Genomic DNA, 13,630 nt, shown 5'->3' with positions numbered 1-13,630 from the left:
CATATCTAAATGAGATAGGGTTGGGTCCTGGGTTTGAGAGCCCGCGACGCGCTGCTTGAGCCGGCCAAGTCCATCAGCGCAAAATCTGGCTCAGGAAAAGCTTCGTGCGCTGATGCTGCGGCGCCGTAAAGAACGCGTCCGGCCGGTTGATCTCGACGATCTCACCTGCGGCCATGAAGATCACCCGGTCTGCGACCTGCCGGGCAAATCCCATTTCGTGCGTCACGCAGAGCATAGTCATCTGATCCTCGGCGGTGAGCGTCATGATCAGATCGAGCACGTCCTTGACCGCTTCCGGATCGAGCGCCGAGGTGGGCTCGTCGAACAGCATGATCTTCGGGCTCATGCATAGCGCGCGCGCGATCGCCACGCGCTGCTGCTCGCCGCCTGAGAGCTGGGCCGGATATTTGTCGGCATGATCCGCCATTTTCACCCGAGCAAGATAGCGACGCGCGAGGTCTCCCGCATCGCGGCGTTTCATTTTACGAACCTGGATCGGTGCGAGCGTGCAGTTTTCCAGAACGGTGAGGTGCGAGAAAAGATTGAAGTGCTGAAACACCATGCCGACGTCGCGCCGCACGGCCGCCAGAGAATTGCGATTGAGCGCCATGCCATCGACGGCAAGTGAACCCTGCTGAAACTCCTCCAGCCCGTTGACGCAACGGATGAGCGTTGATTTGCCAGACCCCGACGGTCCGCAGACGACGATGCGCTCGCCCTCCGCCACGCTGAGATCGATATCGCGCAAGACGTGAAATTGGCCGTACCATTTGTTGAGATGCGCGATCTCGACGGCCAGCGGACGCGTGTCGGTCATTCTAATCCTCAAACCGTCGCGCGGTGGTCGTCGCCAAACCGCCGCTCGAGACTTTGCGCATAACGCGACATGCCGAAGCAGCAGATGAAATAGACGAGCGCGGCGAATGTATAAGCTGTGGTGGTGATGGTCGGGCCCGACCAGTTCGGATCGAGCCGCGCCGAATCCACCGTGCGCAGAAAATCGAAAATGCCGACGGTGGCGACGAGCGTGGTATCCTTAAAAAGGCCGATGAAGGTGTTGGCGATTGCCGGAAGTGTCAGCCGCAGGACCTGCGGCAGCACGACGAGCCGCTGGATCGACCAAAAGCGCAGACCCAGCGCCTCGCCCGCCTCGCTCTGCTCCTTCGGCAACGCCTGCAGGCCGCCGCGGATCACTTCGGCCATATAGGCAGAGGCGAAGAGCGCCACGCCAACGAGCGGGCGTACTAGCCTGTTCGGCTCCACGCCCTCCGGCAAAAACAGCGGCAGCATCGTATCGGCCATGAACAACACGGCGATCATCGGCACGCCGCGCATGAATTCGATGAACGCCGTGCTGGCAATTCGCACCGCCGGCAGGCGCGAGCGACGGCCAAGAGCCAGCAAAATGCCGAGCGGCAGCGAAACGACAATGCCGAAGGTCGCGACGACGAGGGTGACAAGCATCCCGCCCCCGAGGTCGCTGCTGACCTGCCGGAGCCCGAGCATCGGGGCGCCATAGAGAAACATGAAAGCGACGATCGGATAGGCCGCGAACCCCAGCCACATGCCGAGACGCCGCGCCGGTGCACGCGGGCTAAGCAGCCACACCGCGAGAATGGCGCCAATTGCGAAGACGAGATTGACCCGCCAACGCTGGTCGAGCGGGTACGATCCGTAAATGAAATAGGGCAGCTTCTCGCGGATGAAGACCCAGCAGGCGCCATCCGCGGTGCGGCACGCCGCGGCGTCGCCGTGCCAGACTGCATCGAAAATGAAATAGCGCAAAAGGTCCGGAACGAGCCAGACAATCAGAACAATCACGAGGGCCGTCAGCGCCACAGATGCGGGCGAGCCGAAAAGATTGCGCACGAACGGCACAATTGACGACACGGCTTTCGGCGGTGGCGGCGATAGGGGCGCCGGCGCGCTGCGAACGAAGGTCGCCACCATCAGCGCGCCACTCCGAGGATGCGCCGGTTATAGAGGTTCATCGCCAGCGAGCCGACGAGCGAAACAAAAAGATAGACCGCCATCGTCACTGCGATGACCGGCACCGCGGCACCCGTCTGATTAAGCACAGTTCCAGTGAAAATCTGCACGAGATCGGGATAGCCGATGAACACCGCCAGCGACGAATTCTTGAACAGGTTCAGATATTGGCTCGTCAGCGGCGGTATAATGAGGCGCAGCGCTTGCGGCACGACAACGAATTTGCGTGTCTGGGCCGCGTTAAGGCCAAGCGCTCTGGCGGCTTCGCCCTGCCCCTTCGGCACCCCGGCGATGCCGGCCCGCACAATCTCGGCAATGAAGGCAGCAGTGTAAAGAATCAGCGACAGAGTCAGCGCGACGAATTCCGGCGATAGTTTCGTCCCGCCGCTGAAATTGAATCCATGAAAGACCGGTATCGAAATGCCAAGCGGCGAAAAGGTCGGCCAAGGGACAAACAGGCCGCGATTATTGAGAAATATATGTCCGGGCAACGCGATCGAGGCGCGCGGCACCGGCAGCGCCTTCAACACCGCATTATACCAGAAGAGAATTTGCAGCAGCAGCGGCACGTTGCGCAAAGCCTCGACATAGATGGCGGCGCATTTCGCGACAACAAAATTGGGCGACAGTCGCGCCGCACCGATCGCAAAGCCCAGCAGGCTCGCGCACACAATGCCGACTGCCGCGACCAGCAGCGTATTGAGCAGGCCAACGAAAAACGCGCGGCCGTATGTCGAGGTAAAGGAATAGGGAATCAGACGCTGATCGATGTCGAAACCTGCGCGCTGCGACCAGAACCCGAAATCGTAAGGGATGTGATGTGCGCGCATATGCGCCAGCGCCGTGGCTGCGCCTTCATAGACCACGAACGCGAGCACAAGAACGAAAGCGATCTGGATGAGCGCGCTCCGCGTCGGCGCGAAGCCGCCTTCTGACCTGCTCAACATATCGCTACGCGAAATCAGCGTACCGGCGGCGCATATTGAATGCCGCCATGCGTCCAGAGCGAATTGATGCCGCGTTTGATTCCGAGCTTCGACTCGGCGCCGAGGTTGCGGTCGAAGGATTCACCGTAATTGCCCACCGCCTTGATGAAACGATAGGCCCAATCTTTCGTCAGCCCGAGGGATTCGCCGAAATTGCCTTCAACGCCCAGCAACCGCCGGGCTGTCGGATCGTCGGAATTCATCTTGTCGTCGACATTCTTGGACGTGATTCCGGCTTCCTCTGCGTCGAGCATCGCGAAATTCACCCATTTGACGATGTTGAACCATTGATCGTCGCCTTGCCGCACGGCGGGACTGAACGGCTCCTTGGAAATGATCTCCGGCAGGATGATATTCTGTTCGGGATTGGCGACCTTCAGCCGTTCGATATAGAGCGCCGAGGAATCGGTGGTGAACGCGTCGCATCGCCCGGTATCATAGGCTTTTAATGCCTCGTCGGACGTCGCGAATGTCACCGATTCAAATTGCATCTGATGAGAGTGGAAGAAATCGGCGAGGTTCAATTCGCTTGTCGTGCCCTGCTGCACACAAATCGAGGCGCCGGACAGTTCGAGCGCTGACGAGATATTGAGCTTGTTGTGAATCATGAAGCCCTGGCCGTCGTAATAATTGATGCCGGTGAAAAGAAGTCCCTGCCCCGCTTCGCGCGAAACGGTCCAAGTCGTGTTATGCGCCAACACATCGACCTCGCCGGATTGCACGGCGGTGAAACGATCCTTGGCGGTCAATGAAATAAATTTGACCTTGTTCGGATCGTTGAAGATCGCCGCGGCGATAGCGCGGCAAAAATCGACATCGAGACCGGTCCAATTGCCGCTCGAATCCGGCAGGCCGAATCCGGCAAGGCCCGGATTTGAACCGCAATTGAGATAGCCGCGCTGCTTGACCTGATCGAGCGTCCCGGCCGACGCCACCGAGCAGAAAAGCGCCGCCGCGCCGAGAGAAAGAATGCCGAGTGACAGGCAGGAGAATATTTTACGCAATGTGATCGTGCTCATTTCGGCTCCTGGCTGGGGACGCGGCCGCGGGCGCGCGACTATCAGAACTTTCCGGCGGCCCGGTCAAGCGGCGCGACAAATTGTCAAAACGGCCACGTTGGCGCGAATCTGCGATTTGACGTAAGCCATGGTCCGTAATGTCGGCGTCGATCTGGCGTGTCTTGCTGGCGAGTCCTGCCGGCATCCGGGACATGGCGATCCTTTAATTCTAGGACGAGGGCGATGTCGAAGATGGATGAGCGGCGGCCGTTAAAAGACCGCACCAAACTGGTGCATGCCGGGCGCCACCCTTCAGAGCAGCACGGCTTCATCAATACGCCGATCTATCGTGGCTCGACCGTTCTCTTTCCCACCTATGCGGATCTCGTCACCCGCAACGCCAAATATACTTATGGTACCCATGGATCGCCGACGACCGACGCGCTTGAAACGGCCTGGACGGAAATTACGGGTGCCGCCGGCACGGTGCTCGCGCCCTCGGGTCTCTCCGCCGTCGCGCTTGCAATCCTCACGGCGGTCAAGGCCGGCGACCATATTCTCGTCAGCGATTCCGTTTATCAGCCGACGCGCAATTTCTGCGATCGCTTTCTAAAGCGGATGGGCGTCGAAACAACATTCTACGATCCGTGGCTCGGCGCGAATATCGAGACGCTCGTGAAGCCGAACACGAGTGCGATCTTTCTTGAAACGCCGGGCTCGCAGACTTTTGAAATCCAGGACGTGCCGGCCATCGCCGCCGTCGCAGCGGCAAAAGGCCTCTGCACTATTCTCGATAATACCTGGGCGACGCCGCTGTTTTTCCCGCCGCATCGCTTCGGCATCGATCTCGCGATTGAAGCTGGCACCAAATATCTCTCCGGCCACGCTGACCTTCTGCTCGGACTCGTATCGGTGAACGAGCGCTGGTTGAAGCGCCTTCGTGCCAGCTTCGATTTCTTCGCCAATTGTCCGGGCCCGGAGGATGTCTTTCTCGCATTGCGAGGCCTGCGCACGCTGGAATTGCGCCTTCGCGAAGCTGAACGTCAGGGGCTCAATCTTGCCACATGGCTGGCTGCACGACCGGAAGTCGAACGGGTGTTGCATCCGGCCCTGCCGGATTGTCCGGGCCATGAAATATGGAAACGGGATTTCAAAGGGTCTTCAGGACTGTTCTCCGTATTTCTTAATCCCGTTTCTCAGCCGGCGCTTGCGGCCTTCTTCGACGGGCTTAAACTGTTCGGGATGGGCTATTCGTGGGGCGGCTACGAAAGTCTCGTGATTCCGTTCGATTGCAGCAGCTATCGCACAGCGACGAAATTCAATCCGCCGGGACCGGCCCTGCGCTTCTCGATCGGGCTGGAAGACCCGGAGGATCTGAAGGCCGATCTTGCCGCGGGGTTTGAACGCCTCAACGCCATCGGGTGACAAATCGCGCGGAGGGCGCTGGCGTTGGTTCTGCCATCGTGCTTTAAATCAACAGCTTACAAAGCCCGCGACGCTTTCTGAAGTGTCACTCGCGGCTGGGGTGTATCCGTTTGTCCGACGCGTCTCACGGCCACGACGATCCTGTTCCGCTGCATGGGCTCGAAGGCTCGGATGTTCTGCGCCTGGCGCTCCTGAGCCTGGCCGCGATTATCGCCGTGGCTTTGGCCATCGGGCTTTTCATGGACGCCGGGCGCCAACTTGAGCCGCGCCCGATTCAATCACCCATCGCAGCGGCCGCGCCTGCCGCGCCCGCCGCTCCCGCATCCGTGACGTCGGACGAACCACTTCGGCAGGCGCGCGAATCCGTCGAACGGGAGATCGCCGCAAAGGCCCCGGAATATGCGGTCTTCTTTGACCGGCTGCATGGGGCACTGCCTGCGGAATACGACACAATCGTCAACGGCTTCGCCAGAGAAGCACTCGATGGCAAGGATTTGAGCATCGATGCGCTGCTGTCGCAGGCGGTGCGTGATCTGCGCGTGTCGAATGGCATTCTCGCGGCAAAGGCGGACGGCCCCGCACTCTCGCATATTTTCGACATCCAATTGCGGATGATGCAGGCGCTGGCGGGCACCGACCCGAAACTCTGTGTCGATTTTCTCTACGGTGGCGCGAGCCAAGCGTTCTTCGCCTTTTCTGCCGCGCATCGGCCGCTCGTTGCCGATATGGCCATCGCTGGGCTGGAAGCAATCGGCAGCGGCCGCGCCAATCAGATCGATCGCGACGCGCCGACCGATACCGACTTCAACCAGCTTTCAAGCGCAATGAAATCGCAGGGCGTCAACGATGCGGAAGTCGCCGCCATCCTCGACGGCAAGACGCCGAACCCACCGATTCCCGATGCGCGCATGTGCACAGTCGGCCAGATTTATCTGAAGACTCTCGCCGCTCTGCCGGAGCAATCGCGTCTGCGCATCTATGCGCTCGCCGTGTCGCTGATGGCGCGGTCGTAAAGCGTCCGGCCCGAAGCTCGCTTCATATGACAGCCCAAGAATAGAAAACATCCCGGCTGCACCACCTGAGTTATATGCTATCAAGTACAGGCAAGTAGTCAGTCATGGGGAGTGACCGATGCCAAACGTCTATATTGAGCCGCGCCCGAAGGGCCACAAGGAAGGACACCACATCGAAGATTATGTGGTCGAAGATCATACCGACCACGTGCTGCATACGACCAAGACCCAGCACGAAGCGATCGAGTGGGCCAAGGCGCAGGGCCATCATCCGCTCGTTGCGCGCGTTCGCCACGAGAACGATAAGAAATCGCCAGGCCATTGGCGCTCCGCGTAGCGATCGTTGTCGGCGCGGATGGGAGCATCATCCGCGCTGTTTTTTGGTTATAACGCTATTCGACTAGGGACTTCCCGGTACAGGGCAACTCGTATCGCCTTCTTTGCAGTCGAGATAAGCTTTAAGCGCGGCGGTTCGCTGTTTGGTCGCCCCATCGAGGCACATCGCGTATATCATCGGATAGACGCTACCACCCTCGACGCCCGAGGATGAGAATTTGCATTCCGCGTCACGCAACGTCAGCCAGGCGCGCTGTGCGGCGGTGAGGAGGGCCTTTGCGTCCGCGCGATCTTTTAAGCGTTGAAGAATCTGTTTGTAGACCGCATTTAGTTCAGCGTCGGATTTCTTAAATGACTGGCCCGCACATTCGTCCATCGTTCGCTGATCGGCTGCATTATTACAGTCGTCCGCTCGAACCGGCGCGCATGAAAGTGCAAGAAACGCCAACAGAAGATAGGCTCGCACGCTCATCATCCCCCCTAGTGCCAATCGAGGCGCTACGCCTTCTTCTCCCAGCCGCCGCGTTCGTTCTGCTGCCAATAGGTGATCGGAACACCCTGCTCTTTCAGAATCTTCCATTGTGCGCGGGCGGCGCCAACCTGGTCTGAATCGTTGCCATCGAACAAAAGGATCGCACGCTCGTAAGCGGCATCGGCGGCAAGATGCGCGGCGGCATCGGCGGCATCGATGAACAGCCGCAAACGCGCCCCGTTCGGATTTTCAGCAGCACAGGTCAGATAGACGGGCTGCATATCGGAATCACCATCGCGCGCGCGGCCATGTGCCAGAAAACTCGCATCGGCATAGGTCCAGAGAACCTCATCAATGATGTCGAGCCGTTCCTCGCTCGATGCCTGAACCACCGTGCGCCAGCCGTTGGCGAGCGCACGTTCGAGCAAGGCCGGCAACGCCTGTTCAAGTCGCTGGCTTTGCAGATGATAGAACCAGACTTCCATCAGTCTTTCTGCGAATGCGCGCGGCCTTCGTAATAGTCGCTGACAAGACGTTCGAGCAGCCGCACGCCGAACCCCGAACCCCAGCTCTGGTTGATGTCGTTCGCCGGTGCGTTCATGCCGGTGCCGGCAATGTCGAGATGCGCCCAGGGCGTGCCGTTGACAAAACGCTGGATAAATTGCGCGGCGGTGATCGAGCCGCCGTGACGGCCGCCAGTGTTTTTCATATCGGCGAATTTGGAGTCGATAAGTTTGTCGTAGGAAGGCCCTAGTGGCAGGCGCCAAAGCTTCTCGCCGGTTTCCTTGCCCGCTTCAGTCAATCGCTCGCTCAACGTGTCGTCGTTCGAGAAGAGACCCGCATATTCGTTGCCGAGCGCGACCATTACGGCACCGGTGAGCGTGGCGAGATCGACCATGAACAGCGGCTTGTACTTGTCCTGCACGTACCAAAGAACGTCGGCGAGCACGAGGCGGCCTTCCGCATCGGTGTTGATCACTTCGATCGTCTGGCCGGATAGCGATTTGACGATGTCGCCGGGGCGCTGCGCATCCGGCCCTGGCATGTTCTCGACGATGCCGATGGCGCCGATCGCATCAACCTTCGCTTTGCGCGAAGCAAGCGCGTGCATGAGGCCGACGACGCAGGCAGCGCCAGCCATGTCGCCCTTCATGTCCTCCATGCCGGCGGCGCCCTTGATGGAAATGCCACCGGTATCGAAGGTCACGCCCTTGCCGACGAAGGCGATGGGCTTCGACTTGCCGTCTTTACCTTTGTCGCCGCGCCAGCGCATGATGACGACACGGCTTTCACGTCCCGAGCCCTGGCCGACGCCCAGCAGCGCGCCCATGCCGATTTTGGTCATCGCGGCTTTATCGAGAATGTCGACTTCGACGCCGAGCTTTTCGAGTTCCTTCGCGCGCTTGGCGAATTCCTCGGGGTAGAGAATGTTGGCGGGCTCGTTGACGAGGCTCCGGGCGATGATCACGCCTTCCGCAACCGCAGTACGCCCCTTGGCCTCGCGCTTGGCCGCGGCGGGATCTTCAACGGCAATGGCGAGCGCGACCGGCTCCGTGGATTCGTCATCCTTCTTCTTGGTCTTGTAGAGATCGAATTTGTAATTGCGCAGCGTGGCGCCTTCGGCGAATTCGGCCGCCGCGACCGCGGCATCCTGCGAATTGTGCGGAAGATCGAACACGATGGTCGCATTCGGCGCGTCGCCGATCTTGCCGAGGACGTATCCACCGAGGCCGAGAAAATCCCGCGGCTTGGCCTTGGTCGCGTCTTTGCCCTTGGCTTTCTTGACATCCTCGCTCGCGCCGACGCCGATGACCAGCAACCGGTCAGCCGCCAGGCCGGCAGGCGCCAGAATGTCGAGAGCCGAGGCGTTCTTGCCCTTGAATTTCGCGGCGCCCGCAGCCTTTTTGACCAGCGCCTCACCATCGCTGCCGAGGAGCGCGCCGGTGAGCTTGCCCAAGTTCAAATCTTCGCCAGCGAAGATGACCAGCGTCGCCACGCCTTTGGCTTTTCCGTTCGCTTTCGCCGCACCTGCGGCTGGTACGGCGGTGAGCGGAACAAATTCGATTTTGGCGGCGTGCGACATAGGCTCGTTATCCCCTTGGTATCTTTTGGCGGCTTTGGAAGATCGCGCGATAAAACAGATGCTTAGACGCTTTTCCTGAGCCGGGCGGCATGATGAAGCCTTGCTATGATCGCAAGCCCTAGCACCGGTTGACGTTTCCTCGCCAGTTTTTTCGCGGAAAGTACGGTACGGATGGCCGTGGCCGCGGCGCAACGGGCGCTCGCCATCGACCGTGGACCGCCCTGAAAAAGCCCCGAGCGGCTTGCACCAATGACGCCGACTAGGTAGCCAAATTGGAATAGGATTTCAGGGACCTATTCGCGATTCCGATGGGCCGGGAGGGTCGGCTTGCGCGAAACAGATTCCAACAGCCCGACGGAGAGACGTTCACGCAAAGGTATGGCCACCCGGCCGCGTGTCTGACGTATGTCACTTTAGCAGCCCTCGGATCTGCCTGGATGACAACGTTTTTTCTTCATCGGAACCGCCCGCGTATGTTGTTCGTCGCCAGATTGACCAGCTCTGCAAAAACAAAAGCTGGGCGTATTCATGCGCCGGCACGACCGCGACGCTTATTCTGCTCCCCCGCATTAACGCGCCGGACCGAGTCATGAGCCTGCTCATCTCGACACTCGGGCGTTACCTCACCTGGCGGTTTTTCAAGACGATTGCAGCCGTCTTCCTGGCGATCGTCGGGACGATCTATGTTTTCGACTTCGTCGAACTGCTGCGCCGTGCCAATTCGATACAAGGCGTGACCTCGGGCTATATCGCCTATCTCACCCTGCTCCGCACCCCGGCGGTCGCCGAGCAAATTTTGCCATTCTGCGTCTTGTTCGGGACGATGGCGGCCTTTATCGATCTCACCCGAAAGCTGGAACTGATTGTCGCCCGCTCGGCCGGTGTGTCGGTGTGGCAATTCCTGCTGCCGCCTGTCGCCATCGCCGTGCTCATCGGAGTTTTCTCGGTTATCGCCTTCAATCCGCTATCGGCGCTCATGAAACAGCGCGCCGACGTCATCGAAGCACAGCTTTTCGGCCGCGCCGGTACGGTTCAGGGCGACGGCACGCTCTGGATTCGCCAGAGCGGCATCGACGGCGAGGCGATTTTGCGCGCCCAAAGCGCACTTGAGAGCGGCACGAGGCTGCAATCGGTGATCGCTTATGTCTATGAGCCGGACGGCACGTTCGAGGAGCGGGTACAAGCCGCGAGCGCGACACTTCAGCCGGGCGTCTGGAAGTTACAGAACGCCGAGATTTCGGCGCCGGGACAAGACCCGCGCAAGGTCGGCGTTTATCTTCTGGCGACCGATGTCTCGTCGGGCGATCTCGAGGCGACGTTCTTGACGCCCGACTCGGTGCCCTTCTGGGCGCTGCCACGGATGCGCAACGAAAGCGCCCAGGCCGGACTCGATCCAGCCGGCTTGGACCTGCAATTTCAAACGCTTCTGGCGCGTCCGCTGATGCTCGTCGCGATGGTCCTGATCGCTGGGGCTTTTTCATTAAGATTTTTCAGATTTGGTGGTATCTCGAAGATGGTCGGAGGCGGTATTGCCGCGGGCTTCGTGCTCTATCTCGCGACCAAAGTGGTGTCCGATTTCGGCGAAGCCGGCATCTTGAGCGCGTCTGTTGCCGCATGGTCACCGGCGGGTGGTCGGCAGCATGCTCGGGGGCTTGGCTCTCCTCAATCAGGAGGATGGTTGATGGGGCGGCGTATTTGCCCCACTAACTTTGCCCCGGCCCAGCCGCGAGGGCGCGTGACGACGCGGCACCGGCTCCCGGGCACACGCGCGCTTCTGCTCGCCCTTTTTGCGCTCATTTCCGCGTGTCTCGGCTTCAATCCGCCGACCCCAGCCGCGGCACAAGCTGCCGCGAGCGGCGCCGCCCAAGCGCAGAAACAACCCGATAAAATGTTCGTCGAAGCGGATCAGCTTGTCTACGACAAGGACAAGAACACAGTGTCCGCCGTCGGCAACGCCCGGATCTATTATCAGGGGCGCACACTCGAAGCCGACAAAGTTATCTACGATCGCAATTCCGGCCGCGTCTATGCGACGGGCCACGCCAAGATGATCAACAAAGACGGCAACATCATCTACGGCGACGTCATCAACATGACGAAGGACTTCCGCGACGGCTTCGTCGAAAGTCTGCGCTCGACGACGACGGCTAAGACCTACTTCAGCGCGCCGCATGCCGAGATCACCCAGGGTGCCATCTCGGTTTACAACAAGGGCACCTACACGGCCTGCGCCGCCTGCGCCGACAATCCCTTGAAGCCGCCGTTGTGGCGCGTGCGTGCCAAGCGCATCGTCCACAACAATGACGAGCATATGGTCTATTACACCGACGCTTGGCTTGAATTCCTGGGCCTGCCCCTCGCCTACATCCCGGTGTTCTCGTCGCCCGATCCGACCGTCACGCGCAAGTCCGGCATCCTGATGCCGCAATCCATCAGCAGTTCGGTGCTTGGCTTTGGCGTGCAAGTGCCGGTCTTCTGGGCGATGGCGCCGAATTACGACCTGACTTGGACACCGACCTATTTCGCCAACGAAGGCTTTTATAACGACTTCGAATGGCGGCATCGGTTGGCGAACGGAAACTATTTTATCCGCGCAAACGGCATCTTCCAGACGAATCCCGATCTGTTTCCGGAATCACCCTATGGCGCAGGAGGCCACACGTTCCGCGGCTCTCTCCAAAGCCGCGGCGAATTTCTAATCGATCCATTCTGGAAATACGGCTGGGACGTCACGGCCCTCAGCGACAAATGGTATTTGTGGGACTATGCCTTCGCTGGCGAGGGCGCCTCATATTACGAGAGCGAGGCCGTCTCGCAGGCCTATCTGACGGGTCAGGGCAAGGACACCTATTTCGACCTGCGCGGTTTCCATTTCGAAGGGCTCGACGCGCGCGATATCCAGAGATCGCAGCCAGACGCGATCGTGCTCGATTACAACCGACTCTTTGCACTTGATCCGGCAAAGACCCACAACATCGGCGGCGAAGTTCAAGCGGACTTCAATTTCACAACCCTGAATCAGCAAATCGCCAACTATTCTCCTGTTGGGGGCCCGGGTTTCGATCCGCAGACGCAATTATTTGAACCTGCGACGGGACTCTACGAATTCTGCCAAAACTACAAACCCGGCACACAGGTCGGCGATTGTCTTCTGCGCGGCATTGGGGGCCAGCAGACTCGCGCGACGGCCGACGTTTCCTGGCAGCGCAAATTCGTCGACCCGATCGGCGAAGTGTGGACGCCCTTCGCCTTTGCCCGGGTGAACGGCGAGTGGCTTGACCTCAACACCAGCAATGGTTTCACTACCAGCATTCCGGGCGGCAACAGTTTCACCTTCTTGAATTCCAACCAGACAAGCCTCATCGGTGACGCTGGCGGTGCCCAGGGCTATGTCATGCCCGGCGTCGGTCTCGAATATCGCTATCCAATCCTCGTCAACACGCAGTTTGGCTCCCTCGTCGCCGAACCGATCGGCCAGATCATTGTGCGGCCAAACAATTTGGTCGGCTCCAATTCGCTCGTGAATATGGACGCACAGAGCCTGGTGTTCGATGAGACCAATCTGTTCGCGTGGGACAAATATTCCGGCTATGACCAGTTCGAGACCGGCACGCGCGCGAATTACGGTGGCCAGGCAACGTTCAACCTGAAGAACGGCGGCTATGTCAATTTCATCGCCGGTCAGTCCTATCAGGTGGCTGGCCCCAACGGATTTGATCAGCCGAGCGCCGTGAACAACGGACTCGCGTCCGGCCTTCAGAACAGGGCGTCGGATTATGTCAGCGCGCTCACCGTCGCGCCGATTCCTTTCCTGAACTTCACCGCGAAGGGAATGTTCAATACGCAGACCTTTGAGCCGGACCGTCTCGATATTGCCTCGGACTTCAACCTGGGTGCCTGGACGGGCGGCGTCGATTTCGCCAATTATCAGGCGCAACCGATCCTCGGCTATTACGTGCCGCGCGAAGGCCTGAGCTTGAATTCACGTTACCAGCTCACGCCGCATTATTTCATCCAGGGCAACGTGACCTTCGACATGAGCCGGCAATTTTATCCGACCAGTTTGACCGGGAACATTAACCAGGGTCCTTGGACGGTCGCTTCGGAAGGGCTCGGCGCTGGCTACACCGATGAGTGTACGACACTGCTTTTGAATTACAGCGATATCTACCAGGACATCGGGACGGGGAGCTTAGTCCATAATCAGATTTTCATGGTACAGCTTCAGCTGCGCACGCTGGGCGATGCAAAGTATAGCTCCACGACTTATGCCAATGGCGCGCAACCGCTTGATGGGGTCAGATAATTGCCGTTTTGCGTTGCTCAAA

General features: G+C 59.6%; 11 protein-coding genes. 4 read left to right on the top strand and 7 right to left on the bottom strand.

What is annotated here, in order from left to right; genetic code table 11:
• Nucleotides 1-73: 73 nt before the first annotated feature.
• The 4 genes from WDN02_RS13930 to WDN02_RS13915 are packed head-to-tail and all read right to left on the bottom strand — an operon-like array spanning nucleotide 74 to nucleotide 3,994.
• Nucleotides 74-817, bottom strand: coding sequence for an amino acid ABC transporter ATP-binding protein (locus WDN02_RS13930; RefSeq protein WP_337294065.1), 744 nt, complete (start codon nucleotides 815-817; stop codon nucleotides 74-76).
• An 8-nt stretch (nucleotides 818-825) separates the two neighbouring features.
• Complete coding sequence (locus tag WDN02_RS13925; RefSeq protein ID WP_337294064.1) at nucleotides 826-1,950, bottom strand: amino acid ABC transporter permease; 1,125 nt, start codon at nucleotides 1,948-1,950, stop codon at nucleotides 826-828.
• Nucleotides 1,950-2,936 (bottom strand): ABC transporter permease subunit, encoded by a 987-nt coding sequence (locus tag WDN02_RS13920; RefSeq protein WP_337294063.1) that lies wholly within the window; start codon nucleotides 2,934-2,936, stop codon nucleotides 1,950-1,952. Before WDN02_RS13920 ends, WDN02_RS13925 begins: the two co-directional genes overlap by 1 nt.
• A gap of 14 nt (nucleotides 2,937-2,950) precedes the next feature.
• Nucleotides 2,951-3,994 carry an amino acid ABC transporter substrate-binding protein gene (locus WDN02_RS13915; RefSeq protein WP_337294062.1) on the bottom strand — a complete coding sequence of 348 codons (1,044 nt, stop codon included), beginning with the start codon at nucleotides 3,992-3,994 and terminating at the stop codon, nucleotides 2,951-2,953.
• A gap of 222 nt (nucleotides 3,995-4,216) precedes the next feature.
• Here WDN02_RS13915 and metC point away from each other — a divergent pair, with 222 nt between their 5' ends.
• The 3 genes from metC (at nucleotide 4,217) to WDN02_RS13900 (ending at nucleotide 6,748) form a co-directional block, all read left to right on the top strand.
• A complete protein-coding gene (gene metC, locus WDN02_RS13910; protein ID WP_337294061.1) occupies nucleotides 4,217-5,398 on the top strand; it encodes a cystathionine beta-lyase in 1,182 nt (393 codons plus the stop codon).
• A gap of 110 nt (nucleotides 5,399-5,508) precedes the next feature.
• Nucleotides 5,509-6,411 carry a hypothetical protein gene (locus tag WDN02_RS13905; RefSeq protein WP_337294060.1) on the top strand — a complete coding sequence of 301 codons (903 nt, stop codon included), beginning with the start codon at nucleotides 5,509-5,511 and terminating at the stop codon, nucleotides 6,409-6,411.
• A gap of 118 nt (nucleotides 6,412-6,529) precedes the next feature.
• Entirely contained in the window at nucleotides 6,530-6,748 is a 219-nt protein-coding gene (locus tag WDN02_RS13900) for a hypothetical protein (protein ID WP_337294059.1), read from the top strand.
• A gap of 63 nt (nucleotides 6,749-6,811) precedes the next feature.
• Here the strand turns inward: WDN02_RS13900 and WDN02_RS13895 are convergent, their stop codons facing one another.
• From WDN02_RS13895 to WDN02_RS13885, 3 genes are read right to left on the bottom strand one after another with little or no spacing between them, the layout of a single operon-like run.
• Entirely contained in the window at nucleotides 6,812-7,222 is a 411-nt protein-coding gene (locus WDN02_RS13895) for a lysozyme inhibitor LprI family protein (RefSeq protein WP_337294058.1), read from the bottom strand.
• A 23-nt stretch (nucleotides 7,223-7,245) separates the two neighbouring features.
• Entirely contained in the window at nucleotides 7,246-7,704 is a 459-nt protein-coding gene (locus WDN02_RS13890; protein WP_337294057.1) for a DNA polymerase III subunit chi, read from the bottom strand.
• Entirely contained in the window at nucleotides 7,704-9,302 is a 1,599-nt protein-coding gene (locus tag WDN02_RS13885; protein ID WP_337294056.1) for a leucyl aminopeptidase, read from the bottom strand. The genes WDN02_RS13890 and WDN02_RS13885 overlap by 1 nt, the downstream gene beginning before the upstream one ends.
• A gap of 589 nt (nucleotides 9,303-9,891) precedes the next feature.
• Here WDN02_RS13885 and lptG point away from each other — a divergent pair.
• Nucleotides 9,892-13,608, top strand: a complete 3,717-nt coding sequence (gene lptG, locus WDN02_RS13880; protein WP_337294055.1) for an LPS export ABC transporter permease LptG — start codon at nucleotides 9,892-9,894, stop codon at nucleotides 13,606-13,608.
• Nucleotides 13,609-13,630: the final 22 nt, after the last annotated feature.

The organism is Methylovirgula sp., from assembly GCF_037200945.1.
GTDB lineage: Bacteria > Pseudomonadota > Alphaproteobacteria > Rhizobiales > Beijerinckiaceae > Methylovirgula.
This window is presented reverse-complemented; position numbering and strand designations above follow the sequence as displayed.

Coding starts and splice junctions, on each gene's coding strand:
- WDN02_RS13930 (WP_337294065.1), bottom strand. CDS start 817: ATGACCGACACGCGTCCGCTGGCCGTCGAGATCGCGCATCTCAACAAA.
- WDN02_RS13925 (WP_337294064.1), bottom strand. CDS start 1,950: ATGGTGGCGACCTTCGTTCGCAGCGCGCCGGCGCCCCTATCGCCGCCA.
- WDN02_RS13920 (WP_337294063.1), bottom strand. CDS start 2,936: ATGTTGAGCAGGTCAGAAGGCGGCTTCGCGCCGACGCGGAGCGCGCTC.
- WDN02_RS13915 (WP_337294062.1), bottom strand. CDS start 3,994: ATGAGCACGATCACATTGCGTAAAATATTCTCCTGCCTGTCACTCGGC.
- metC (WP_337294061.1), top strand. CDS start 4,217: ATGTCGAAGATGGATGAGCGGCGGCCGTTAAAAGACCGCACCAAACTG.
- WDN02_RS13900 (WP_337294059.1), top strand. CDS start 6,530: ATGCCAAACGTCTATATTGAGCCGCGCCCGAAGGGCCACAAGGAAGGA.
- WDN02_RS13895 (WP_337294058.1), bottom strand. CDS start 7,222: ATGATGAGCGTGCGAGCCTATCTTCTGTTGGCGTTTCTTGCACTTTCA.
- WDN02_RS13890 (WP_337294057.1), bottom strand. CDS start 7,704: ATGGAAGTCTGGTTCTATCATCTGCAAAGCCAGCGACTTGAACAGGCG.
- WDN02_RS13885 (WP_337294056.1), bottom strand. CDS start 9,302: ATGTCGCACGCCGCCAAAATCGAATTTGTTCCGCTCACCGCCGTACCA.
- lptG (WP_337294055.1), top strand. CDS start 9,892: ATGAGCCTGCTCATCTCGACACTCGGGCGTTACCTCACCTGGCGGTTT.